A 25,517-nucleotide genomic window follows, 5' to 3' on the forward strand; every position below is an offset into this window, starting at 1 on the left:
TACGGATAACTGGCGACACGCCTATAAGATCGTACATACAACGTACGTACAACGATGAGCACGAAGCGAGTGAATTTCCGGCTCCCGGAGGAACTGATCGCTCAAGCGGATGTTGCTGCAGAAGTCACGCACAAGAACCGGACCGAGATCCTGATCGAGGCGCTACAGCAGTATCTTGAAGAGAAGGAGTCTGACGAAAGCTTCCGGGAGGCGGTCGTGGAACTGTATCTCGACGGCCAAATCGAGTTTGAGAAACTCGCGGAAGTCATCGGTCGGCAGGATGCCGAGTCAGTGCGTGCGTCAAAGCACGTGCTAGATCGGGGCGAGGAACTCGCTGACGACCTCGCAGAGCTGTGACTGTCGTCGTCGATACGAGCGCGTTCATTTCACTCGCTGTCGGTGATGTACTCGATCAGACGCTGGCAGCGTTCGACGTCGTCACGACGCCAACGGTCATCGAGGAACTCGAAGAGACGGCTGAGTACGATGACCGACACGGAACAGCGGCGACCACAGTACTCCGACAGACAGACGTACTAACGGTACAGGACGCTGACGGCGCGCCGTTCGAAACGAGTCGTGTCGATACCGGGGAGGCGAGTTGCGTCGCCGCCGCCCGCGACGTTGACGCCGCGTTCCTCGTAACGGACGATTATCGAGCACTCCCCGAACTACAGGGACTGGTCGATGCGGAGGTTGCAGTGTCACCGATCGTGCTCCGAGCGCTCGTCAAGCGTAACGCACTCAGTTCCGAGAGCGCGGAAACCGCGTTCGAAACGATCGCTGACGGGCGAGACTGGCTCGATGCGCCGATCTACCGGTACGCGCGCCGCCTGTTCGACGAGTAATTCGGAGCGCTACGTCCGATCCTCTGGATTACCTGCGGGAAGATCACTTCCGTACGAACTGCCCGTCCTCACGCTTTTCAACCTCGTCACGTTCGTATACTCTGCCGCTCATCGCCACATACACGCCGTCGTCAAGCGACTGCACTGCTCCTACAGCCATTCCCACGTTGAACGCCGCGTCCGAGTCGGTCATCCGCTGGGGTTTCGCTGCGCCGGTGAGCACAATCGTTTTCTCGCAGTCCAGTTCCGCGGCCGTCTCGACCATCGTGTCGGATCCATGTGTGACGACGACGTTCTTGCCCGGCGCCTCCCTGCAAGCTTCGCGTATTTTTTGTCGATCATCGGCGTTAGTATCGAGACTGTCTTTCTTCATCACGGACTCAACAGCATAGTCGAAGTTCGGCTCCGGGGCGATACTTTCCAGAATCCGCTCGACAGCGGGATCATCGATTGTGAAGTTGCGAGTCCCCCGCCGCGTGACGTAGTCTTTGTCGATCGTTCCGCCAGTGGTCACGAAGTGGATGTACTCGTCTGTCATAGTTCAAGCTCCGAGCGTAGCAAACGCGAACACGATCGCGAGGTACCCGACAACGATGGCGACCGCCGTAACCGTGATCGGCGAGAGGTAGTCGTAGTTGCCAGTACGTTCGTCGATCTCGCCGCGCTCGACGCGCTCGACGCGCTCGACGTCAACCGTACCGGCTTCAATCTCTTCAGCCGTGGGCATCACCTCGGGAAGGCCCTTGCGCCGTGCGTCGAGTTTGTTGAGCACGATAACTGCCACGGCCGTCAACACGAATGCGAGCGGCAACGCGATGAGCGGGCTCCGAAGCCCGAAGCCGTACAGCACGAGAATGATCAGAGTGACGCCGGCGGCCGTCGCCGCGAAGGGAATCTGTGTGTTGACGTGGTCGATGTGGTCGGATCCTGCGAAGATCGAAGACATCACGGTGGTGTCGCTAATCGGAGAACTGTGATCTCCCCAGATGGCACCACCGAACAGTACCGCCACCAGAACTGGGAGCACAGATGGGCCGACGAGCTGGTACCCCAGCGGGATTGCAAGTGGCGTTAAGATCGCCATCGTGCCCCAGGACGTCCCGGTCGTGAACGCGACGAACATAGCGGCGACGAAGATGATCAACGGGAGGAAACTGCCCGGGACGCCACTGCCGACCATCACGTCGACGATGTACTGCGCGGTGCCGACCTGCTCGGCGGCATGACCGATCGCCCACGCCAGCACGATGATTGCGAGCGCGATCATCATCGTGTTGAACCCGTCGATGATCGTTTCGCTGGCCTCTTCGAGATCCATCGTCCGGTAGGCGAGCGAGCCGACGAATCCGGTAAGCATGAACGCAAACGCTCCGTACAGTAAGCCGAGCGCCACGTCGGTTTCCTGGAAGGCCGTCGGGATATCCACACCCGGCTGGTAGCCCCCACCGAGCCACCACATGGAGACGAGGCCGACAACAAGCAGGACGATGATCGGGACAAAGAAGTTCACTAGCGAGGGGTTCTTCTCACTCGGTTCGCCGACGTCCGCCGAGACATCCGACAGCGGGGTCGCGTCGTCGCGGATAGTTTTCCCGGTCGAACGCGCACGCCACTCGGCGTTTAGCATCGGACCGAAGAACCGCTGGGTAATCGCGATGAATCCGACCATAAAGAACGCCATGAAGCAATAGATATTCCACGGGATCGACCGGAGGAACAGTCCGAACGCCGTCACCCCGATTTCATCGGCGGTGAACCGCGCCGCCTCAAACCCAGTGATGATCATCGACACCTGGAACCCGATCCAGTTCGACACCGGCCCAAACGTCGTCACTGGCGACGTCGTTGAGTCGAGCGCATAGGCGTGCATCTCTCTGGATGACTTGTTCTCTTGAGAGAGTTCCCGCGTCGCGTTGCCCGTGACGACGGTGCTGGTGTATGAATCGAAGAAAATGAAGACGCCGATTAGCCACGTGAGAATCTGTGAGTCACGGGCGGTATCTACGCGATCGCCGATCCAGCGTTCCAGCGCCAGGATCCCCCCAGATCGGTAAATGAACGCAGCACCAGCTCCCATAAACAGGATCAGGATGATGAACTTCGTGTCGAACGGTGACCGGACGACTTCGACAAGCCAATCCATTGTGAGCGCTGTCGCGCCAATCGGATTTCCGCCGGCGACAAGTAATGCCCCGATCCAGACGCCGGCAAACAGTGACACTAACACCTGTCGGGTTGTCATCGCAAGTATGATCGCCAGTAGTGGTGGCGCCAGTGCGAGGACGCCGAAATGTTGCGACATGAGTTGTGTTACCATTCCACTATACAAAAAACCGATTATAAAACTAAATAGAATAGACCCTGTTGAGATTCATAAATCAGCATAGATTCTGACTGTTACGGCAAAATTATCTTGAGCCAACTGGAGAGAAAATACACAAACATCTCCCCAGGGGTATCACATACAGAGCGGCTGGACGAGTCGCGACAAAACGACGGATCCGGGTTGCCTCTCGGAGAACTGGCAAAGCTAGCTACAGTGGAGTTTCGATCGGGTGCCACTCCCAGGCGTCGTCCGTCGCTGTGATGTGTCCAAGACCCGGCGCAGGGAAGTGAAAGGCAAATACGAGGGCTTCGGTCTGACTTGCCCTGTCGAGTAGATCTCGGCGCGTCTCGACAGTTTGGTCGGGGTTGTAATCGACGGCAGCGGTCCACTCTGGGTGGGCAATGTGCAGTGGATGCAGGACCGTATCGACCAAGTGGAGCAGGCGCTCCTCGTTCGAGGTGACTTCGACAGCGACGTGACCGGGTGTATGGCCCGGTGCCGGTAGGGTCCGAACCCCGGGAACGATCTCGGTCTCATCCTCTACCAGTTCGATCCGTCCATCGAGCGGCTCGAGATTGGCCTGCGCAGCCGTGATCAGCAGCGTTCGGAGTTCCTCATCGACACGGAGTGATGAGAGGTCCGGGTCCGCGCCTGTCCAGAACTCCCACTCCGCCTCGGGCATGACGTAGCGAGCGTTCGGAAACGCCGGGTCCCCATCGTCGGTGAGCATACCGCCGACGTGATCCGCATGGCCGTGGGTGATCAGGACAACATCGACGGCGGTGGCGTCGATATCGGCCGCGTCGAGCGAGGTCTGGAGTTTGCCGGTCGTTGGGGCCATCTCACCTCCGCCAGTATCCACGAGAACGGTCTGGTCGCCAGCGTCGATCACGAGGCTGGGATACGGACTGACGTACTCCTTCCACTCGTCTGGCTGGATGCCTTCATCTGCCAACGCCTGTTCACGCTCGTCGGGCGGTGCATCCGCAAAGAATACCTCTGCCGGGTGGGGATATGCGTAGGACCCATCACTCACGAGCGTACAATCGACCGTCCCGACCTCGAACCGGAATGGGTCCGAACCCGAGTCGATGCTGCTTGTCATGTGGTACCACGGTACAAGGTGGGTCGTGTGGCGGCATAAGTATTCGTGAGTGATCGATATCGACCCGCAAAACATCTCTGTGTTGGCAGGATCCACGTGTGCTGCAGTCGCGCCCTGTATTCAGTTTGCTCCTCAGGGACCCACCTGTTTGTCTGACAGTCGATACCGAAGCGAGGAAAGATGGTGTCGCTCTGTTATCCGCCTCCAGCCAACGGAACGATTGTGAGAACGAGCGTGTGGAGGTCTTCAGTTGACGGTACACACGCCCGGCGTCATGAGACGCCGTCGTATACCCGACGTGGCGAGTGCGGTGCGGCGGCGCTGTACTATCGCGATCCTCAACGACCACGGTGAACCGCTCTCTTGAGCAGAAATCGCCGAGCGCGTCGCAGCCCGCCAGTACGAGGTCGAGCGTAAGATGGTAACGAGCAAGCAGTGAGAGGGTGTCTGTACGGCCTCTATCAGGCGCACCTGGGGAAATTGACCGATGTCGAGGCGGTCGCCTTCGTCGAGCGGGCCAAGATTCTCGCTCCAGCAAACACGGTGGCGTTGGCTCATGCACTCCGTCGACTGCGGACACAGTTCTCCGTCTGATCGGCCCACGACGTGTGGGCGACGACATGCCGCGACGGGAGCGAGGTCGCTGCTCTAGGTCTCCTCACGTGCCGCCGTCCGGCGACGCCGCAGGAGTAGCACCGGGCCCCCACGCCCCTCCTGCTAGTTCAGTCCCCCCATGCACTGGGCCCGATGCCGAGGCGCTGGACGACCGGTCGGTAGAGACTCCCAACAACGAGCACAATCAGCAATTCGATCCAGAAGCCCACGTCGCCGGCGAGTGACCGGACGACGGAGAGCACGAGAAATACGAGGAGCAGCAGCGCGACGTAGTGGGGGACGACCTCGAGGAGCCGGTTGCTGTTCAGAGCTATCGGTTGCACCGGAGACAACAAAACGATTGTTGGGACAGGCGACGTCCGCAACCGAGAGACGACATCTCAGAACAGCTGATGAGCCATCAGAAGCGATAGCCGAGTCAGCAGAACGGCCAGCTCCTGCCAACAACACGATAGCGAGATCGTCGGTCCGAGCGGCGAACCCCTGACAGACGCGTCGCGTCGTGAGCGTCTTCCCCGTCCCCGGCGGGCCGTAGATCGAGACGGTCGTCGGGAGGTAGCCCTCGTGCACCCCGTTCAACAGCGTCGCGAGGTCGCGTTCCTGTGTGTCCCGACCGACGATCTTGTCCGGCTCAGTAAGGGGATCGAGCGCGCCCTTGTCGGCGAAGACGCTGTCGTCGGGGGCGGTGTTCGTCGAAGAGGTCGTCGTACTTGCTCATGGCGGCGTTCAGCGGGGTGACGCGTGAGTACACGCCAGCAGTGATAAAGGTGCGCAAGGACCGGATGGTGTCGAGCGCGACGCTGGCGGCGGACGCGTTATTGTCCTCCGTGCGCTGGGGATAGCGGGCCGTGTGCCAGCGGACTGACGACTGAAGAGCGCCCGAGCACGGGAAACAGTGGGGACCAATCGGGCTCTCCGACTCGGCCATCGACCGACGCCGTCGCGGCACCACCGACGCGGTCGCAGCGGTGCGGAGGCGTCGCCGCTCCCAGTCGTCGCAGCGAACTGGCTGCACCGCGTCACGCCCACTGACCCAGATCGGATTCGTCGGAGGCGTCACCGTCTGGCGGAACTCATCCACGATGGGGCCAATTCACAGTCGGCGATGGTCGGGCCACGGCGTGCTGAATCGGGGCTCATGTGAAAAAATGATCTATCGGAGACACATTCCTACCGTGTTATCGTCAGACCCCCATCCATTTTGAAGAAGCCGAGGTGAAGTTCGTAGGGTGGTTCTGTGTCTTCGCTCTTTATCGTTCGAGTCACCAGTTCACCCTCGTTCACATTGAGGGCTACGCTATGTAGTGAACAGTGGACATCAAGGGTGACAGACCCGCCCCAGTCCTCGATCGTTGCGCTGTCATAGTCTTCAATAAGATCATACGGAGGCCAATTCTCAAAGCCCGTTGACGCTACTTTCCCACCGGTTTCTTCGATCACGAGATCGTTTCCTTCCTCTCTGAACTCCACCTCGTAAAACGTCGGCCCTAATGGGACCGATCCGAGGTCAGGAGCATTGAAGGATGACATCTGCGTAAAAATCCCACTTTCGACCAGATGGCCATCCTCATGGTGGAGATGGACGTCATGAGGAACGGGAAAGCCCTCCCCGAAATAGTTCACTTCATCATTCGTCCACCGGACAGTCGCACTCCCTTCACCACCGAGTCTTACGTTCGCCTGATTGGGAGTGAAGTTATGGCCCCTGAGGTAGATATCGGTTCCCTGACCAGGCGACGCAGTTGCGGAGCCGGTCAGCACTGTCCCCCCGGTAACGCCTGCACCGATCGTTTTCAGTACGTTCCGCCGTGTCGATCCTCTCAGTTCGTTCATGGGTCTGCAATTGGTTCGATCATGTGTCAGTCCGTCCGCTCAGCAGTCCGGATACGGGCTCGCTGTTGGTTTTCCCTCGCCAATTGAGATTCTCACCTCCATGGTAGTAGAGAAGATAACGCACGACATGGCCGATAAAAACACACTAGACTCTGTTCTAGGTAACTCTCTGACGAGTCCGTGTCGGCGTGGAACTCCACCGTGTGACTCCCTCGCTCTTCAGGACCTGGAATCTGGAGAAGTCGATTCGGACTGTACCAAACAGAGAACGCTGATCTCTCAAGGGTGTGGTCCCGACAGACTTCCGTTACGGTGCGATCAGCCCGTAACGGCGGACATCCACGTATTCTCCGTCGACATATTCCTGCTCTCGAAGGACGCCTTCCTGTTCGAATCCATGCTTCTCCAGCACTCGTATCGACGCCCTGTTGTCCTCGTTTACTCGTGCCCAGACTTTGTGAAGGCCTCTGTCGTTGAACGCATGTGTGAGACACAACTCGACAGCTTCGGTGGCAAAGCCGTTGCCCTGTTCCTCGGGGGTGATCACGATCCACCCTAGTTCGGCGTTGCTGGCCTGCGTATCGAGTTCTGTCAGCGCGACGTGTCCGATGGGAGTCCCGTTACGACAGACGAGAAACTGCACTGTGTCTTCGGTCTCTTCGATAAAGTCGGCGACCTCGGTTTCGGACCACGGTACGGACACGCCTGCTTGCTGCCGGATCGAGGGGTCGTTGAGCTGCTTCTCGACGAACGGATAATCCTCGGGATGAATCGTATTGAGCGTCACTCGCTCACCACGCATGAATACTGCCCCAGGCATAGGCTCCGATTCTGGCGCTGTTTTCTTAACCCTGCCCCAGAGACCGCGATCTGTCTCGCGTCGTACTGCCGTCCAGCCTCTGATGAACTTCGCCTCTGTCTTCCCCCTGAATGTCCTATTCTACTTCTTCCGGGTCCCAGGGATCGTAACACCGTACGAGCATGATACCCGGGTAGCCTCATGAAGCGACCTGCGCAGTTCCTGATCCTGCCGACGAAAACATACTCATCCACCAAAGGTGTCACCCCGTCAACTCGAAATGGAGGGGAAGGGCTGCCGCAACACCCCTCGTCAGAGACGGAGCAGTCCATCCGCTCGTCCCGACATCTGGGTGACCCGTACAGCATTGGGCACTCCTGCGCTACCGCGGACGACCACCGTGTGAGCGTCGCCTCGACAGTGAAACGCGACGTGAGCATCGCGCCCGTCCCGACGGGGCGAATGGCCGCCGTGCGGTGTCGACTTGGTCGTCCTCCCGACCATGCACTGCGTCTCCGCACGCACGAGGCCCGGCGCCACACCGTCATGGCGTCGTGTGGGCAATGGCGTGGCTCGCCTCACCGCCCCGGTCGACCGGGAACCTCGTCGGCCGGCACCCGTCCGCGCAACACGAAGGTGTCCCACGCAGCGGCGACCGGGAGGTCGATCAGGGCACCGTCGTCATCCCGGTAGTCGTAGTACCCCTCGTCGGGATCGAACCCACCGAACACGCGGAGGTCCGGTTCCTCAGTGTCCGCGAGCGCGGCGAGGTCGTCGCGGTCGAAGATCACCCGCAGTGCGCCTGCCTCCCCGCGGCCGCGGATCCCCTGTGCCTCCGCGTGGTCCCCGGTGCGCGTGACCGCGTAGAAGGTGCCGTCGGCCGGCCCCTCCACGGCAGCCGGCAACTCGAGGAAGACGCTGATGCGGTCACGATCCGCGGTCACTTGTCGGGCGTCCGTCCGCGCATCGACACGCAGGATGCGGTGCTCGACGCTGGGTGAGACCGTCCCCTTCGCCTCGAGCATGTCGAGCGTGATGGGCCCCTGTGGCCCGTCGGATTCGTGGACGACGTCGGCGTCTGCGAGCTCGTCGAACCCGGCGACGTAGCTGTTCGTCGTGAACGTATAGGTCGTGTCGGGGTCGAGCGGCTCGCCCTGTACGTAGACGGCCTCGACCTGCCCGTCCCCGTCGTGGCCCGACCACTCGTACTGGACGCCGCCTACCTGGACGGACTGCTGTGCGCCGAAGGTCGACCACGGGAGCGCCGCAATCTGGCTCTCGAGGAGGGCCTGCAGGGTGCGTCCCTTGACCTCCATCGTGACGATGGTGTTGGGGAACGGAAGGATGTCGAGCCACTCTAGCCCGGTGATACCGCCGGGGCCGTACACCTGGTTCGAGCGGATCCCGCCGGCGTTCTGGAGCGCAGCGTCGACCTCGTCCACGCCCGGGGCGTTGGCCTCGGCGTACTCCATCATGAGGTCACAGATCAGGTTCCCCAGCGCGCTCTCCTTGGCGTAGTTGGTGTCGAACCTGGCGTCGAGCGTGACGTCGGTGGTGAAGTACTCCCGTCCCAGTTCGGCCTCGAGCTGGTCCCGCCACGTCGAGACGATGGAGGCCATCCCGTCGTCGGGCTCGAGCGCGGCGACGTCGGGATCGTGTCGCTGCCAGTCGACGAGGTCCCCGTCCACAGTGAGCGTGAGCTCGCCGAGGTGGTCGAACTCGTCGCCGACCTCACTGATGACGGTCCCCGCGTGAACCTCCGGCTCGTCCATCGTGACCTCCGAATGCGAGCCGACGATGGCGTCCAGGTCGTCGACTGCCTCCGCGATCTCGTAGTGGGTCGAGTGGTTGGTGTGGGAGGCGAGGACGACGACGTCCGCTCCGGCGTCCTTGAGCGCGGCCGTCGCTGCCTCGCTCGCCGTGACCGGGTCGATGGCCTGGTAGTCCGCCGGATAGTCGGTGATGTCGTAGAAGTTCCGGACGCCGCTCCCGAAGACGCCGAGCGTGACCCCGCCGACGTCGCGGGTGATCCACGGTTCCGTTCCCGGGATCGGGTCGCCGTCGGGTGTGCGGAGGTTGGCGACCACCCAGGGAAACGTGCTGTCCGCGAACCGCTCCGTGGCGACGTCGATCCCGAAATCGAACTCGTGGTTGCCGACACCCACCGCCAGCGGGTCGAGGTAGTTGAGCGCCTCGACCATATGCTCGCCTTCGTGGATGAGGCCCATGATCGACGGCGCAAGGTCGTCGCCGATGCCGAGGAACACCGCGTTCTCTCGGGCGCTACGCAAGTCGTCGATGAGCGTCTGGTATCGGGCGATGTCCATGGCCCTGTCATCGGTCGGGTCCCCGAAGCGACCGTGGAAGTGACTATCGTGGAGGATGGTCACCGTCTCGGCCGACTGTGCGGCGACCGTTCCACCCTGTGCGACGCCGAGGCCGCCGGCAGCAAGCCCTCCGGCCGTCGCTGAGAGGACGTTCCGTCGTGTGATCGACTCCTGCGTGTCTAATGAATCATCACTGTCTGGCATACCGTTCTGAGCGTCAACACAGTGGTATGTTAATGTAAGGGAATAAAATGTACAACAAAACTACTAGAATTACAAAAGTAGTATAATTAACAGGCAATCAGATGGATCCAATTCAACACTATGTCGGTAGTCTCCGGCGTGCGACCCAAAACACCTCTCAGCGACAGAGACGGGGCCAGACGCAGACTCCGCGACATGTGGGACCTCTCGTGGGGATGTATTCGCTGATTATGGAAATATGAGTCTCATAAATATTCCGTATAAACAGCGTAAATTCAGCCGAATAGGGATAAGTGGTTGATTCTTAATACTGACACTACTGACGTGTCTCGAAGATGACGCACAACTACAACCGCCGCGCGGTGCTGAAAGGGGCCGGTGCGGCCCTCGGCATCGCAGGTGGCCTTCGGCTCGGAACAGGGAGTGCGGTCGCGCGCACGTCCCCCGAACTGGACAAATACGTCCAACCCCTGCCGATCCCGGACGTGCGAGCGCCCGACGGCCGACGACAGGGCGCCGACTATCACGAGATCCCTCTCACGGAGTTCACGGCACAACTCCACCCCGATCTGCCGGAAACCACGCTCTGGGGATACGACGGCCAATACCCCGGGCCGATCATCCGCGCACGCCGGAACGAACGTATCAAGGTGCAGTTCGGCAACGGTGCGCTCCCCTCGGAGCATCTCCTGAGCGTCGACGAGCGCATCGCTGGCACGACCCCCGACGACTACCCCGAGTTCGACGGGCCCGTGCCGGAGGTCCGGACGGTGACGCATTTCCACGGGCTCAACGTCGACCCCGAAAACGACGGTCAGGCCGAGATGTGGACGTCGCCGGACGGGGTGACGGGCCCGCGATTCGCCACGCACGTCCACGACATCCCGAACCGCCAGTCCAGGCTGACGTCGTCGTATCACGACCACGCCCTGGGCATCAGTCGTCTCAACCTCTACGCCGGGCTGGTCGGCTTCTATTTCATCCGAAGTCGCGCCGAGGACCGCCTGGACCTGCCCAGCGGCGAGTACGATATCCCACTCATGCTCCACGACCGGTCGTTCAACGAGGACGGGTCGTTGCACTATCCGGACTCGTTCGAAGCGAACGTCGCCGGTGATACGGCCGTCATCAACGGGGCCGTCTGGCCGTATCTGGAAGTGGAGCCCCGCCGCTACCGACTTCGGTTCGTGAACACGTCGAACGGACGGACGTACAACATGCGCCTCGACAACGACGCCGGCACGGCCGTCCCCACGCTGTATCAGGTCGCTGCCGGCCACGGCTTCCTCGAGCGAGTCGTCCCGATCGGCCCGGACGGCGACCTCGACTCCCTGTTGCTCTCCCCGTTCGAACGCGGGGACGTCATCGTCGACTTTTCCGACCACGCGGGCGAGACGTTCACCGTCACCAACGACGCCGAGTTCCCGTTCGAGGGCCACACCGAAGGCGCCGACCTCGACGAACTCATGCAGATCCAGGTGGCCGAGTCGAGCAGTGGCCGAGACACCAGCACGCACCCGTCGGACCTGACCCTCCCGTCGTCGGGTGGCCCCGACGAGCGGAGTGCGACGGAGACCCGGCAGATGACCATGAGTATGACGATGGACGACCATGGGCTCTCGACACATCTGCTCAACGGCCGACGGTTCACCGAGGAGACACAGATCAAACCCCAGCTCGGAACGACAGAGGTCTGGGAGCTCCAGAACGAGACCCACCACACGCATCCGATCCACCTCCACCTGGTCGAGTTCAGCGTGATCGGCCGCGGCCCGGACGGCACCGAGGCGCCCGCCCCGAACGAGCGCGTGGGGAAAGACGTCGTCCGCGTCAATCCCGACGAGACGGTTCGCATCGCGGCCAAATTCGGCGACTTCACCGGGCAGTACCCCTGGCACTGTCACATCCTCGAACACGAGGACCACAAGATGATGCGGCCCTTCGAGGTGGTGTCGGGCAGTGCGGAGAGAAACGGTGAGAAGTCCAAGAGACATCAGAACGATCCGGATACTGACGACTGAGGGAGCGTTCGTTCCCATCGTGTATCCGGTCTGCGGCAGTGGGGAACGAATATCTCATCGAAGAACGCCGCTGACGAGCCAATTGGATGTACGACACCCCGCGTGGGAGGGAGGCGGACGAGCGCGACAACGCCGATAGCAACCACGCCATAGTCTCTACCGATGAATGTTCCATGGCCCGGTACGTCAGAGCAGTGATCCTGTGACCTCTCTCTGTAGCGGCTGAACACTGATAATCTCAAATCACAGTAGACAGTAGCTCTCTCACAGAAATACGTACCTCTCTTCTTCCAATTCATTCTGTTCTCCAGAAGTAGATCCGAGTAATCCAAAGGAACCGCGGAAAATAGGCTCTTTCCCGGACTCTATTATCCACCGTCATGACAGGTAATTAGATACTTCGGAATCTTTCAGGATTATCTTAGTACAATTCTATCCTGTGATTTTCCGGGTCCCACCCCTATGATTAACATATAAAATATAGTATCTATAGTAGCAGGCGCTGATGGCAAACACTACTACTTCATCGCTGCCATTCATGTCTCTAACTACCGATTTACTATGATACACATCAACGAATGCGAAGACGGATCGTCCAATGAAGCCCACACGACGCACGCTGCTCAAAGCACTTGGCAGCACGGCCGCGATCGGTAGCATCGGAACGGCAGCCGCACGCGAAACACCACCGAAAGGACGGATCAGGAACCTCGGCCACTCCCTGCTCTCGGACCCGCCCGGGGGGTACACCGAGGGCGACGTACGCGACGATGGACAGTACGCCCTCACGGGGAGCTTCTACGGGACAGGGGGTAGCTTCCTCGTCGACATCAGTAACCCGACCGACCCCAGGGAGGCCCACCGCGTCCCCTCGTCTGAGAACGTTCGCAACGCAGACGTGAAGTTCGGCCGTCGGGACGGCCTCTACTACCGGACGCAGGAAGCGAACAATGACGGTGCAGAGCTCGACGGTGTCGAGATCATCGACTACGGCTACGCCGAGGGGTCACCCGAGGATCCGACCATCCTGGGGTCGCTCGACGCGGGGGAGACGCACAACCTCTTCCCGCATCCCACCGAGCCGTACGTCTACACCACTGAACACCACGGAATGGGTGTCTTCGACGTGAGCGACCCCACCGACACCTCGTTCGTCGGGACGTTCGGCCCCGAAGCCGACCTCCACGACGTCGTCGTCGATCCTGAGAACGATCTCGCCCACCTCGCGTTCATCGGCGGCGGCTTCGACGGCTACGTCATCATGGACGTGAGCGACCCCGCGAACCCGGAAGAGGCCGGGCGTTTCAGCTACGAGGGGCTCCCCTCCTACGAGGACGTCCCGCTCGGCGAGGAAGGCTTCCAGAACTGCCACTACGCCAACTACGACCCCGACCGGGATATCGCGGTCGTCGGCGACGAGATCGGATTCGGGAAGCCCGGCGGCAAGCACATCTTCGATATCGGCTGGGGTGACGGCTCCGTTGCGGACCCCAAGCCCATCGGGTACACGCCGTCACCGAACGCGCAGGTGATGGACGAACTTCCGGAATTGTACGACTGGACGACACACAATCACGATATCATCTCGAAAGGGAACAACTCCCTGCTCGTCGACGGGGCGTACCACGAAGGGATGGTCGTCTGGGACATCAGTGACCCGACCGATCCCACGTTCACCGACCGCTACGCGACCGACGACCAGGCCGACCAAGCGAATAGTCCGAGTTGGATCGGCGAGGCGCCGATGGCGTGGGGCGCGAACTACAACAAACAACGCGACCTCACCGTCGTCTCCGACATGGCCACCGGCGTCTACGTGTTCAAGGTCACGCCGTCCGCCGGAAACGGTGGCAACGGTGGAAACGGAGGGCGGTGACCATGCGCCGGCCACGCAGACGCGACTTCCTGAAGGCGACCGGTGCGCTCGGCCTCACCGGCATCGCTGGCGTCGGAAGCGCCAGTCCCCCCGGGAACGGTAACGGCCGCGAAAAGGACGACACGCTCCGCCTCTTCAGCGAGGTGGCCGTCGACGGTTCGCTGGAGGTCTCCATACAGAAGAATCATGCGTACGTGGCGACCGGGAACGGTCTCGCCGTCGTGGACTGGCGAAACCCGAACCGACCCGAAGTCGTCGGGTCGATGACGGCCGACGATCCTGCGGGCGGCATCCTCGACGCCAAAGTCGAGGGTGACCTCGCCAGCCTCGCGAGCAACGGCAGCCCGGGTATCACGCTTGTCGACGTGAGCGACCCGACCGACCCGACCGAGATCGGCTTCGTGGACGTCGGCCACCACATCCACAACAACTTCCTCGCCGACGGCTACGCCTACCTCACGGTCAACGAGTCCGGCGAGGCCGCCTTTAGCGAAGCGCGGACCACCATCGTCGACGTACGCGACCCCACGGACCCGGAAATCGTCGGCGAGTACCGCCTCAAGGACGACTTCCCCGAGTTCGCCATGGGCGGCGTCAGTCCGTGTCACGACATCTACGTCCAGGACGACCTGCTGTATCAGGCATTCTGGGACGCGGGTGTCGTCGTCGCTGACGTAAGCGACCCGACCGACCCGCAGCTCGTAACGCAGTTCGGAGACGCGCCGGACGCTGACGGGCCGGGATTCGACTTAGAGCGCTACCTCACCCCTCCCGGGAACGCACACTACGTCCAGCCGTCGCCCGACGGCGACCTCGTCTACGTCGGCGCGGAGACGTTCCCCGGGGTCGTCAAGGACGACCCCGCGGACGATGACTACGGCGGCATTAGGATCTTCGACGTCTCGGACTACGACGACCCGCAGGAACTCGCAGAGATCAGGCCACCGGACGTCGACGCGTTCCGCACGTCGCACAACTTCGACGTCACGGCCAACCGCCTGCATGCGTCGTGGTACAACGGCGGCCTGACCGTCCACGACGTGACCGATCCCACTGCTCCCGACACCGTCGCGAGCTACCACACCGACGATACGTCGTTCTGGGGTGCTGAGGCCGCCCGGAGCTTCACCGTCGGGAGCGACATCGGCGGCGGACTGGTGTTCCTCCACGAGGACCGCGGCAAACGAGACTCGCCCGGTTTCGAGGGGACTGGCCGTCCCGACTCGCCCGGGATGCGGTAACGTCGGCGGACCGTATCGCTCGCCACCCACCTTCTTTCAGCCACACAGATCATGGACGACACACCACGGTTCACTCGACGAACGGCACTGAAGACCACCGGACTACTCGCAGCGACCGGACTCTCGGGCATCACAACAGCCCGCGACCCCGGAAAGGGGAACAGCGACAGGGACGCCACGCTCCGCCTTTTCAGCGAAGTGGCCGTCGACGGCGCCCAGGAAGTCGTCACCGAGAAGACGTGGGCCTACGTCGCGACCGGCGACGGCTTCGCGGTCGTGGACTGGCGAAACCCGAACCGGCCGGAACTCGTCGGGACCTGGCACGCCCCCGGCACGGGCATCGCCGACGTGAAAGTTGAGGACGACCTGCTCGCGGTCAGCACGCAGGGAGCGGAACACGACCACGGTCCAGGTGACGACCCAGACGTCGATCCGGACGCCCAGATCGGCACGCACCTCTACGACGTAAGCGACCCCACCGACCCGGAGTACCTGAGCACGTTCCAGGTGCTTCCCGACGGCGTTCACAACGCCCACCTCGTCGACGACGTCCTCTACATCTGTAAGGAAGCCCCGTTCGACGAGAGCGCACTCATCATCGTGGACGTGAGCGACCCCGCGAATCCGACGGAACTCTCGCGGTGGGTCCTCGAAGACGTCCATCCCGAACTCGATTCGGTGACGAACTTCGTCCACGACGTCTACGCACAAGGCGACTACGCCTACCTCGCGTACTGGGACGCCGGTTGTCGCATTCTTGACGTGAGCGACCCCACAGACCCCGTTGAGGTCTGCTGGTTCGGCCAGACCGAGAACGCCGTCATGGGCATGGACGGTGACCCTTGGGCTCGAGTCTTCAGCTCCCCGGGGAACGCCCACTACGTCCAGCCGTCACCTGATGGCGACCACGTCTACATCGGCGCGGAGACGTACGCCGGCGAGTCCGGCGGCATCACGGTCTTCGATGTCACCGACTTCGACGACCCGCACCAGATCGCCGAGATCGAGGCCGAAGACCGGAATCCGGGTATCTTCCCGGACACGTCGCACAACTTCGACGTGACGTCGAACCGTCTCTACACGTCGTGGTACGACGCCGGCGCTCGAGTCTACGACATCACGGACCCGTCGAGTCCAGAACAGACCTACGAGTACGACCCCGATGGCTCGTCGTTCTGGACCGCCGTCCGCGCTCGCGGGTTCGTCATCGCGAGCGACATCGGGGGCGGCCTCGTGTTCCTCCACGAGGACCGCGGCAAACGGGCCGCGCCAGCCTTCGACGGGGCCGACTCCGTGCCTAACCACGGCCGTCAGCGCTGACGCTAGTCGGTCCACGTCTCCTTTTTCGCTCAGAAACTTGGCTGAGTCAGGCTCCACTAGGCGATACCCGAGATCTGTCTCTCCGTGATAACATCAACTAAGTACTGCTCAGGCACGGAGGATACGACGGCTGATGAGCAGGGAGTTGGGTGTCTACGACGGTATCCTCCCCGCGGTAGCCAGCGGAATCCACCACAACAACTGAATTCGGGAGTAAAGAGAGTCAGACGTCTGTCCATGCCATCGAACACAGATGGAAGAGACCCGAGAAGAAAAAGGAGCCTACTGAGTCGGGAGCCGCAACGATGCGGCACCGGACGTATCGCTGTCGAGTTCCGTGATGCGACCCTCCACGGCCGGTGCGATCGGGGACTCCGCGGCAATGCTGTCGACGATCAGCTGCGCGAGCAGCGGCCCGCCGTTCTCGTCGATGAGCCGTTCGGCGTCTGTGAGCATTTCGTATCCGTCGCCGCCGCCCGCGACGAAGTTGTTCGTCGCCAGCGTGTAGGTCGCGCTGTCGTCCAGCGACTCGCCGCCGATGGTCACGTCGACGATGCGGTTTCCGGCGTCCGCGTCCGGATCCCACGTGTACGACAGTCCGCCGACCTGCGGGAACCTGCCGGCGAGGTCTTCGACACGGCTGACGCCGTTCTCGAGCGCCGCCCGGATGGCCGCTCCCGTCACGCGTAATTTGACCACCGTGTTCCCGAACGGGAGAACGTTGAACACCAGAAGCTTCGAGACGTCGGCTGGCGATTCGGGGCTGGCGTCGGGGAAGTAGCGCGTGTCCGTCCGGATGCCGCCACCGTTCATGAGGGCCGCGTCGGCGTCAGCGAACTCGCGCATCTTGTCCGCGATGTAGTTCCCCGTATTGGCTTCCTCAGTCCGAACCACTGCCTCACGCGTGTCTAACGGCACTTCCGTCGTACCGATGACCTCGTCGAGGTCTTCGAGACGAGACTCGTATTCTTCTTTGATCTCTGCGACGGCCGGGTCGGGCTCAAGCCCGTCCTCGACCGCTGCGGTGAGATCGTGGAGCGTGAAGTCGTGGTCCGACACCTCGCCCGCCTCGACGTCGAGTGTGAGTTCGCCGACGAACTCGAACTGATCCCCGACGGCCGAAAAGACGGTCCCGTTGATGACCTTCGGTTCCTCGAAGACCTGCGCAGCGTGGTCGCCGACGACGGCGTCGATAGCGACGTCGTCGAGGTCAGCCAGAACGTCCTCCATGACTGGACTCGACAGATGCGAGAGGACGACGACGACGTCGGCGCCGTCCGCACGCATCTGCGGGACGACCTCGCGGAGCGCTGGCTTGACGTCCTGAACGGTCGCGTTCTCGCCGAGGTTGGTGATATCGGGCGCCTCCTCGTTGATGACGCCGGTCACGCCGACCAGAAGGTCGCCGACCTGATCGAGGATGTACCGCCGTGCACCCTGATCTTTCGCGAACACGTCGCCGGTGCGCTCGTCGAGAAGATTCGCGCTGAGCCAGGTGAACTCGCTGTCGGCGACCCGGTCGCGGGTGATATCTGGCCCGAGGTCGAAGTCGTGGTTACCGTACGTGTCGTAGCGCAACCCGCCCGCGTTGAATGCGTCGGTCATGTGCTCCCCCTCGAAGAACGATGAAAGGACCGACGAGGCGAGGTCGTCGCCGTTGCCGACTTTCATCGAGCCGACGTTCTCGGCGTCGAGGCGGTTCATCAACCCGAAGTAGTTGGCGATGTTCTGCTGTTCCTCGAAGGAGTTCTCGAAACGGCCGTGGAAATGCGTGTCGTGAATGAGCGTCACCTGTCCGTCTTTCTGTTCATCAGGAACGGTTCGGGCGTCCGTCGCCTGCTCGCCGATCTGGCCGCGGATCTCACCCGCGGGGTGGGCCTCGGTGTGGACGTTGACGTACGTATTGCCCGCGCGGATGGCATCGACCAGATCCGCAACCGTCCGGCCACTGAACGGACCGGTCAGGTCGTCGTCGGTGATCGTTCCTTCGGCGAGGACGCCCTGTGTCCGTCCGGTAGTCGAGCCACCGTAGAGGCCGACGATGACCGGGCCGTTCTCGCCAGCGACCTCGTAGTGGATGTGCGCCGCAACGGCGTCCGTGATGTTGGCGACGGTCAGTTTGTACTGCAGCTCCGACCCGCCCTTTCGTAGTTTGAACGTTCCTGTGCCGGTGGCCTCCGTATCGACGGGCGGTACTTCCTCGTCGCCGGAACACGAGGCGACGAACGTCTTCCGCTTGTCGTCTCCGTTCTCCTTTCCTGAGTCTGCTGCAACCGGTCCGGCAGTGAATCCCGTGACGACACCTGTCCCGAGCGCCTTCAGGAACGGACGTCGCGCCTGTGACGGACCGGCTGATTCGGTCGTTTCATTGCCCATTGTTTTCAACTCCCAATACAACATCCATATTCCATTACAAATGTTATTTATACTCTAGATCGGGCTAATTTATAACTAAACAAGGCTGTCCGACCGCTCTGGGCGTAATTGCTGCAACCCGCCGAACGCCGTCAAGCAGTGGAGCTACTGAGGGCTGGCGTGGGATCAGTGAAGATGGCTGATTCCTCCTTCAGTGTCGACCGACAACACTTGGTCTCCGATACTCGGTTGACCAACCGATTGGTTCAGTAGAGGAAGTGCTCTCTCGATCCGAGAATACGCGGCAGAGCCGTCGCATCGTAACCGTCCTGAGGGGCCACCCATCGATACCGCACCCTTATTTGCAGATAATCCTCATGGATACCAAGCCGCCGGAGACCAGCTGGCCACCAAAGATGTCGAATGCGAAATAGTTGGGTCCGGACCGCGCCCGGTACCAGTTCTGGAAGCGCTGGTGATCTCAGAGGTAGTCAAGACCCTCGATCTCGGGATGGCAACGGGAACACCGCCATTCGGTCCCCCCGGGCGTATCGAACCGGAAGACGCGGGTCGTATCGCCACGACAGTGGTCACAGGTCGGAGCCATTGAGGCAACATTTGCGAGGGCGCGTTCGTGGTTAGGTCTTTCGTCCGTGAGGGCGAAACATACTTTCCGCGAAAATTCTGCCCAAAATACAGAGCGGTAGGTCTCATCCTAGACGCCAGCGCGATCCGCATCTGTCGTACTGCTGCAACCAAACAACACAATTGAGGAGGGCTACTGTTCGTCGCCCGCGGTGGTAAACTGAGTCTGCTCGTCATCGGACTCTTCTTGTGGCTCTATTGGCGGCGAGGGTCCTACCGAAGACCGTTCCAAACGTCGAATAGATTTGACAAGCGTGAGACTGCTCCGTCACTGAGCAGTCTCCCTGTTAACGACCGCTGTCACGTCGGTGTCCCCGACGGCCGCGCAGTCACGCGGCGTCTTGAATCCCAGTATAGCAACTGAAACAGCCTCTAACCGCACCACACAGTGCCCACTCAGACTGGTGGGAACGCGACCCCCTACAGAGAGTCGTGGATGGAAAGAATGACCTCCTCAGTCATACGACTCACCGGTGATGCCTGACTCCCGACAGCGTACTCGTGGCGTCACAGCTTGTTTCTTCATCGTCGCTCTTGCCGGCCTGTTCGTCTGGGGTGGAAGCGTGTCGCTCGTCCCGCCGTCGTTTGATAATCCCGGGAACGAGGCTGTCGTTCCGACGCCTGATGCATATGTCGGCGAACGCGTGACCCTCTACGGGACGGTCATCGCTACGGAGCCACTCGTGGTTCGCACCACAGGTGCCGATACCTCACTCGACGTCACGCTCCGCGGTACTGACGCGGACCACGTTGCAGGCGACGAGGTAATCGTCGTCGGGACGTTGCGCGACGACCGCACGCTCGCTGTCGACCGAGTCGTCGATCGTGACCGGGTCGCCAACCATGAAGTGTGGGAGTACTGGTATCTGTACGGCGCCTCACTGTTCGGGATTCTCTGGGTACTCGCTCGCGTCGCAACACAGTGGTGCGTCGACCCGGAGACACTATCGGTCGTTCCCTGCACGGACTGCTTCTCGGACGGTGAAAGCGATGGCTGAGCTCCTCACGCACGCCCTCGTGGGCTACAGTCTCGGCACGATCCTAACCATCTTCGACGACCGACTCCGTCCAGCCCACGTGACGCTCGTCATGCTCGGTGCACTCGTGCCGGATCTCGTCAAAATGCAGGATCTTGTTCCCGCCACGACCGTCGAAACACTCTCTGGTGTACCGTTCGCGTGGTTTCCGTTGCACACTCTCGCCGGTACGGTCCTCGTTGTCGTGCTCGGGGCGCTACTGATCGGTCCTGACCAGCGACGTATAGGCTTTGGACTGCTAGCCCTCGGCGCTATTAGTCACCATGTGCTTGACTTGCTCCTTCTCACTTCCAGTGGGTACGCCTATCCCATCTTCTGGCCGCTCACAGGGTATTACCCGCCGACCGGAAACCTGTATCTCAGTACTGATCGGTGGCCAGCTGTCGTTGCCGGGAGCGTCGCTTTCGTTCTATGGGTTGGGACACGAGAAAGAGGAAGCACCGCTGGATCTTCGCGGTAAACACCAACATCGAGACCTTCCGAAACTGCAGGACACCGCTCTCGTGGAGTACGACCGACGGACCAATACCGTGCGCTATCGATTCCCTTCCGGTCTCCTCAACGAGTTACTTCGTCTCGCTGCGAGAATTGAACAGCCGCAGTCCGAGTAAGTCCTACTACGGCCCCGAAAAGCGCCGATCTCTCCTCGCTCAGTTTGTTTTCGTTGTTAGGCCAGCAATTTTTCATCCTCAGCAGGTGATTCGGCAGAGAGAGTAATGGATTTCTATTCCCTACTGTGCTCGAACGGTGGCGACAGCGACCAGGGGGCGATGGGCTTGGTTTATTGACCTCCTCCTCTCCCTTGACCTGCCAAAAGCGCCTTGGAATGGAGATCGTGGCGCAGTAGGCAATCGTAGCGTCGCGAGGCGAGATAGCGGGCAAATCTTCACAGAATACCGTCGTAGAGCTCGAAGTAGTCGACGAGATGCCGTGTCAGGAGAAACCGTTCGCGAACGGTTTCCCGCCCGCGCTGGCCCAGTCGGTTGCGATGCTCCTCGTCGGCAAGTAACCGTTCGAGGCGATCGCTCACCGCCGACGTATCGTCTGGGTCGACGAGATAGCCGTTCGCGCCGTCGTCGATCTGTACGGGGATACCGCCGACGTTCGACCCAATGACCGGCGTCTGCTTCCAGAGTGCTTCGGCGACGACGAGACCGAACCCTTCACGGAGCGACTTCTGCACGACGACGTCTGATTCCCGCTGGAGGAAGTTGATGGTCGTGTCCGGTTCGTTCGTCAGCAGATGGATCCGGGGATCGTCCGCTGTCGCGTCCGCAACGCGGTCGTACACCTCGGGGCCTTCCGGGTCATCGTCGGCCATGCCGCCTGCGAGTACTAAGTGTGCGTCTGGAACCATCGCTTGCGCTTCCTGAAACGCCTGGACGACACCGAGTGGGTCTTTCCACGGATCGAACCGCGACACCTGCGTCACTACCGGTGCGCCGGTATCGAACGGTATCGAGTCCAATCGGTTGCGTGTTGCCGCTCGTTCCGCTTGGTCCTGGGGTCGGTTCTTCTCGGAGAGGGGATCGATCGACGGATAGATGATCGTCGACGGGACGTCGATACCCGGCCTGTAATTAGAGTGACTGAACACTGTTTGATCGACCTCGCGCGCGTAGTCGACGATAAACGAGAGCGGCGACTGGGATGCCGCCGTGAGATCGATGTGACACCGCCAGATGAATCGTGTGTTCGGGAAGCGATCCGTGAGCCGAGGTATCATCCCGAGAGTCTGCGGGTCGTGGAGGACGACGATATCGTACTCGCCTGTGACCATCCCCGCGTTTCGGTCGGTTACCGCCCGATATGTCGCCCGCATCTCATCGGTGAGCGTGACCTCTTGGCCCTGCAGACCATTGTGGAGCGCTTTCGTCACCTCGAAAAACCTGTCGTCGGCGTCCATGACGACCCAGTCCGTGTCGACATCGAGGCTGTTCGACAGTGGGACCAGCGAATGGAGCATCTCTGCGACGCCGCCGCCGGACGCCGTCGAGTTGACGTGGAGAACGCGCAATTCTCCGAGTTCGGTGGCGAGCGTCTGAAGTTGTTCCCATTGCTCGCGTTCGACGAGTTTTGCGTACTCCGCACGTGGCTGTTCGGTGGTTCCTGTCGTAACCGGTTGGTGCAATGATCGGCCACTCCCTGAGACGGGACTTTGTTCCTCTGCCATTGGCAGTCTCCGTCGGCGGTCCGGGGTCGTTCACGGACGCTCGATCTCTGGCCTGGTCGGACGTGCCGACAGCCCAGCCGTCTCCGTCGCTCACCTTTGTTATTTCTTCACACACCAATTTGCAGTAGCGTTTCCTTGCGACGTGGCCAGCGCGATCGCTGTCGGTTATTACTCTGTGAGGTGGTATAATTGGAAACCTATTTATGGCGGCATAGCGGCCGCTACGGAGGTATCCGCGTTCAGCTCCCTCGTTCTGGCGGACTATCGAAAAGCGAGAAGCCGTGGTGTCGACGATAGCCTCGACCTCCAGTTTCAGGTCCGCGCCGAGCGCTTGATCACAGTTGAGCTGCCCAGCATTGAGTCCGGCGTCGTTCGCGCCGGTGGCTAGTCGGCACTTACGTGTTTCGCGTATGACGATCCAGACCGAGAATACGAATAGTGGATCAAGCATGACGAGAGCGTCCCATGGGAGCATCTATCCGTGGGACATCCCACGGGGTCGCGCCGATACTGAGCAGGACGTTGCGCGCTGTTACTGTGGGGATTGTGGACCGGACGGCATCGCGGCGCCCACCCTCGGGACGAGCGAGACGCTGGCGGCCGCCGCGCTCGGCACCGTGTCCGAGGTGCGCCGGCAGACCCACCGGTTCTCCCTGCTCAAGGTTGACCCGGTTGCTACGAGTCCGGTGGCGGAGGGGACGCCACCGTGACTGATGACGCAGACCTCGAACGCCGCCTCGACGCCGTCGAGGCAGCCGTCCACGATCTGGAGGAGCAACTGTCGACGGCGACGAACCGCGACATTCCGCTACTGAAAGGTACGGTTCGTACCCTCGTCGCGACCGAGGTCGACAGTCTTGACGACTTGTCTGAGGCGGGGCGAACGTTCCGCCGACGCTGTGCCGACCGCGAGAAGTGCTTGCAGGCGGTGGAGACGAAGCTCGAAACACTCTGCGAGGCGGGGACCGCCGCGTCGACCAAGGCCGAGAAGTACGGCGCGATTCTGGCGTTCGCGCAGAACAAGCGCAACGGCTCTGCCAAGCTCGTCGTCTCTCCCTCCGAGATCATGAGGTACACCGGCGTCTCCCGGCGCTACGCTTACGACCTGCTGGCAGAGATTTCGGCCGACGTCGACGGCGTCCGCGTCTGGGAGGCCACGGAAAACCCGACTGGGTCCAACGTGAAACGGAAGGTACTGCTCGTCGACTGTGAACACGTTCACGCGGCGACGAAGGGTATGAACCAGTTCACCACGGGAGGTAGGAGGAACGACGAGGAGAGAGCGTGGGAATCGTCGCTGTCTGATGGAGTGGCGACGTCCAGCGGTCGTCGTTGTCTCTGCTGGTTGCCACGTAGTGGGGTCGCGTACTGGTGGGTAGTACATCCACTCGCTCGAACTCACTGTGTGAGCGCGGCCGCTGGCGGGGGTCACCTGCCCATGCACCTTTCGTGAACCAGTTCACAACATTCCTGATAACGCCTACTCATTGAGACAGGGTTCTCCTGTCACCCAGAGCTGTTCTACATAAAGATATCCGTTCAATCCACTACGAGGTTCGTTTGAGACCGCTTTGCCTGGCCGTTCAGAACCACGATTCCATGTGTAGCGGCCAGCGTATTTCACTATTGGCACGGTGGTGGAGATATGGTATCTCCGCCGAATCGTCGACAGTTCCTCACGATCGCTGGCGCAGCAGCGGGGCTCGCCGGGTGTAGTGATGCGAGTGGACGCCAAACGGAGTCCGGCACGTCAGCGGGATCTCAGGTAACACTCCAAGAGAACAGTGACCCGGTCATACTTGGCGACGGAGCGTCGGGAGTCGATTCGGCAACGGTCGTCGGCCCGAACAGTACTGGGCCGCCTGACGGCGTCGTCATCGGCGAGGGGATCGACGCGTCCGGGAACGTCGGGTCAACGATCATCGGCCAGGGGAACGAATCAAACGGCAACGAGGAAGTCGTCGTCGGGTACGACAACGCTGGAGAGCGCGCAGCCGTGACCGTTGGTTCCGGTGTTTCGAACAAGGAGGAGTCAGTGACGCTCGGCCTCAATGCAGTCGGAGCGAACCGGAACTCTGTTGCGATCGGCTCCCACGTCAACGAGAATGCTCCCGGGCAAGACGAGAAGTGGCCCGGAATTCGGGTTGCCGTCGGCTCCCGTGCGGCGGCGAACGTACGTGGCACCGCAGTCGGGCCTGGCGCCGGTGAGTACGGGACGCCAGGAACGAACGTCGTCAACATCGGCAATGAGGCCTCCGCGTCCGGTGATTACTCGATCGCGATCGGCGACCAGCGGGAGATCGGCACTGAGGGAGACGAAGAAACGATGATCAAACCCGACGCGGATGGGGCGGTCGCTATTGGCACCGCAGTCGAAGTCGGGACCGCACAGGTGGCGCGTATTGGTACCTCGACCGCGTCGAACCCGGGGCCACGGCAGTTAGTCTGGCAGGGCGTTGAGCAACTCGCCGACGAGGACTACGTGAACCAGGAGGTGACGCTGCTGATGGACGAGTCAAACGGTCAGTTCGTCATCAAGGGGAAAGATAGCGACGGCATCATTCAGGAGGCGACAGTCCCATGGTAAAGGAAGTGACCCTTGAGATCAGTGACGGTCATTACGCATTACTGGAGGTCTTGCACGAGGATCTTGAGGAGGACGTGGAAGCGGAACTGGCGGCGATCGTCGAATCGTCGATTCATAACACCCACCAGGAGTATTTCCGGTAGGTGAAAACATCCCTCCAAGATAATTCCGGATTGTACTCCGTATGGGAGGCGACTGCTACATA

At 61.2% G+C, this 25,517-nt stretch carries 21 protein-coding genes and 1 pseudogene; 12 read left to right on the forward strand and 10 right to left on the reverse strand.

Features of this window, described 5'->3' with window-relative positions:
* Positions 1 to 54: 54 nt before the first annotated feature.
* Complete coding sequence (locus D8670_RS03850; protein ID WP_121816771.1) at positions 55 to 357, forward strand: ribbon-helix-helix protein, CopG family; 303 nt, start codon at positions 55 to 57, stop codon at positions 355 to 357.
* Complete coding sequence (locus D8670_RS03855; RefSeq protein ID WP_121816772.1) at positions 354 to 848, forward strand: PIN domain-containing protein; 495 nt, start codon at positions 354 to 356, stop codon at positions 846 to 848. The genes D8670_RS03850 and D8670_RS03855 overlap by 4 nt, the downstream gene beginning before the upstream one ends.
* A 43-nt stretch (positions 849 to 891) precedes the next feature.
* Here the strand turns inward: D8670_RS03855 and D8670_RS03860 are convergent, their stop codons facing one another.
* The 8 genes and pseudogenes from D8670_RS03860 to D8670_RS03890 all read right to left on the reverse strand — a co-directional run bounded on the left by D8670_RS03860 (position 892) and on the right by D8670_RS03890 (position 10,057).
* Positions 892 to 1,386: an asparaginase domain-containing protein gene (locus D8670_RS03860; RefSeq protein ID WP_121816773.1), complete on the reverse strand. Its 495-nt coding sequence runs from the start codon at positions 1,384 to 1,386 to the stop codon at positions 892 to 894.
* A 3-nt stretch (positions 1,387 to 1,389) separates the two neighbouring features.
* The gene (locus D8670_RS03865; RefSeq protein ID WP_121816774.1) at positions 1,390 to 3,150 is read right to left on the reverse strand and encodes a Na+/H+ antiporter NhaC family protein; all 1,761 of its coding nucleotides are present in this window, start codon (positions 3,148 to 3,150) and stop codon (positions 1,390 to 1,392) included.
* A 232-nt stretch (positions 3,151 to 3,382) separates the two neighbouring features.
* Positions 3,383 to 4,279, reverse strand: a complete 897-nt coding sequence (locus D8670_RS03870) for an MBL fold metallo-hydrolase (RefSeq protein ID WP_162994157.1) — start codon at positions 4,277 to 4,279, stop codon at positions 3,383 to 3,385.
* A gap of 722 nt (positions 4,280 to 5,001) precedes the next feature.
* Entirely contained in the window at positions 5,002 to 5,217 is a 216-nt protein-coding gene (locus tag D8670_RS03875) for a hypothetical protein (protein WP_205254032.1), read from the reverse strand.
* A gap of 127 nt (positions 5,218 to 5,344) precedes the next feature.
* Positions 5,345 to 5,612 (reverse strand): annotated as a pseudogene (locus D8670_RS21780) (AAA family ATPase); the annotation flags it as partial.
* Between the two features lie 452 nt (positions 5,613 to 6,064).
* Positions 6,065 to 6,727 carry a hypothetical protein gene (locus D8670_RS20670; RefSeq protein ID WP_162994158.1) on the reverse strand — a complete coding sequence of 221 codons (663 nt, stop codon included), beginning with the start codon at positions 6,725 to 6,727 and terminating at the stop codon, positions 6,065 to 6,067.
* A 307-nt stretch (positions 6,728 to 7,034) separates the two neighbouring features.
* Positions 7,035 to 7,547: a GNAT family N-acetyltransferase gene (locus tag D8670_RS03885; protein WP_121816776.1), complete on the reverse strand. Its 513-nt coding sequence runs from the start codon at positions 7,545 to 7,547 to the stop codon at positions 7,035 to 7,037.
* A gap of 557 nt (positions 7,548 to 8,104) precedes the next feature.
* On the reverse strand, positions 8,105 to 10,057 hold the full coding sequence (locus D8670_RS03890) for a bifunctional metallophosphatase/5'-nucleotidase (RefSeq protein ID WP_121816777.1): 1,953 nt from the start codon (positions 10,055 to 10,057) through the stop codon (positions 8,105 to 8,107).
* Between the two features lie 335 nt (positions 10,058 to 10,392).
* On the opposite strand from D8670_RS03890, the gene D8670_RS03895 reads away from it, so the two are divergent.
* The 4 genes from D8670_RS03895 to D8670_RS03910 all read left to right on the forward strand — a co-directional run bounded on the left by D8670_RS03895 (position 10,393) and on the right by D8670_RS03910 (position 16,515).
* Positions 10,393 to 12,078: a multicopper oxidase family protein gene (locus tag D8670_RS03895; protein WP_205254033.1), complete on the forward strand. Its 1,686-nt coding sequence runs from the start codon at positions 10,393 to 10,395 to the stop codon at positions 12,076 to 12,078.
* Between the two features lie 598 nt (positions 12,079 to 12,676).
* Complete coding sequence (locus tag D8670_RS03900; protein ID WP_121816778.1) at positions 12,677 to 13,954, forward strand: LVIVD repeat-containing protein; 1,278 nt, start codon at positions 12,677 to 12,679, stop codon at positions 13,952 to 13,954.
* A 2-nt stretch (positions 13,955 to 13,956) separates the two neighbouring features.
* On the forward strand, positions 13,957 to 15,195 hold the full coding sequence (locus D8670_RS03905) for an LVIVD repeat-containing protein (protein WP_121816779.1): 1,239 nt from the start codon (positions 13,957 to 13,959) through the stop codon (positions 15,193 to 15,195).
* 51 nt (positions 15,196 to 15,246) lie between these two features.
* Positions 15,247 to 16,515 carry an LVIVD repeat-containing protein gene (locus D8670_RS03910; RefSeq protein WP_121816780.1) on the forward strand — a complete coding sequence of 423 codons (1,269 nt, stop codon included), beginning with the start codon at positions 15,247 to 15,249 and terminating at the stop codon, positions 16,513 to 16,515.
* A gap of 282 nt (positions 16,516 to 16,797) precedes the next feature.
* Here D8670_RS03910 and D8670_RS03915 read toward each other — a convergent pair whose 3' ends face one another.
* Positions 16,798 to 18,891 (reverse strand): 5'-nucleotidase C-terminal domain-containing protein, encoded by a 2,094-nt coding sequence (locus D8670_RS03915; RefSeq protein WP_162994159.1) that lies wholly within the window; start codon positions 18,889 to 18,891, stop codon positions 16,798 to 16,800.
* Between the two features lie 1,100 nt (positions 18,892 to 19,991).
* Here D8670_RS03915 and D8670_RS20675 point away from each other — a divergent pair.
* A complete protein-coding gene (locus tag D8670_RS20675; RefSeq protein ID WP_162994160.1) occupies positions 19,992 to 20,513 on the forward strand; it encodes an OB-like fold-containing membrane protein in 522 nt (173 codons plus the stop codon).
* Positions 20,506 to 21,012 (forward strand): metal-dependent hydrolase, encoded by a 507-nt coding sequence (locus tag D8670_RS03920; RefSeq protein WP_121816782.1) that lies wholly within the window; start codon positions 20,506 to 20,508, stop codon positions 21,010 to 21,012. Before D8670_RS20675 ends, D8670_RS03920 begins: the two co-directional genes overlap by 8 nt.
* A 426-nt stretch (positions 21,013 to 21,438) precedes the next feature.
* Here the strand turns inward: D8670_RS03920 and D8670_RS03925 are convergent, their stop codons facing one another.
* Positions 21,439 to 22,683 carry a glycosyltransferase gene (locus D8670_RS03925; protein ID WP_205254034.1) on the reverse strand — a complete coding sequence of 415 codons (1,245 nt, stop codon included), beginning with the start codon at positions 22,681 to 22,683 and terminating at the stop codon, positions 21,439 to 21,441.
* A 491-nt stretch (positions 22,684 to 23,174) separates the two neighbouring features.
* On the opposite strand from D8670_RS03925, the gene D8670_RS03935 reads away from it, so the two are divergent.
* The 4 genes from D8670_RS03935 (at position 23,175) to D8670_RS20680 (ending at position 25,455) form a co-directional block, all read left to right on the forward strand.
* Complete coding sequence (locus tag D8670_RS03935) at positions 23,175 to 23,435, forward strand: DUF8112 family protein (RefSeq protein ID WP_162994161.1); 261 nt, start codon at positions 23,175 to 23,177, stop codon at positions 23,433 to 23,435.
* Entirely contained in the window at positions 23,432 to 24,178 is a 747-nt protein-coding gene (locus tag D8670_RS03940; protein ID WP_121816786.1) for a hypothetical protein, read from the forward strand. The genes D8670_RS03935 and D8670_RS03940 overlap by 4 nt, the downstream gene beginning before the upstream one ends.
* A gap of 192 nt (positions 24,179 to 24,370) precedes the next feature.
* A complete protein-coding gene (locus D8670_RS03945; protein ID WP_121816787.1) occupies positions 24,371 to 25,312 on the forward strand; it encodes a hypothetical protein in 942 nt (313 codons plus the stop codon).
* Complete coding sequence (locus D8670_RS20680; protein WP_162994162.1) at positions 25,306 to 25,455, forward strand: hypothetical protein; 150 nt, start codon at positions 25,306 to 25,308, stop codon at positions 25,453 to 25,455. Before D8670_RS03945 ends, D8670_RS20680 begins: the two co-directional genes overlap by 7 nt.
* The last annotated feature ends 62 nt before the right edge of the window (positions 25,456 to 25,517 follow it).

Origin of the sequence: Halostella limicola (assembly GCF_003675875.1) — an archaeon.
GTDB classification, from domain to species: Archaea; Halobacteriota; Halobacteria; order Halobacteriales; family Natronoarchaeaceae; genus Halostella; species Halostella limicola.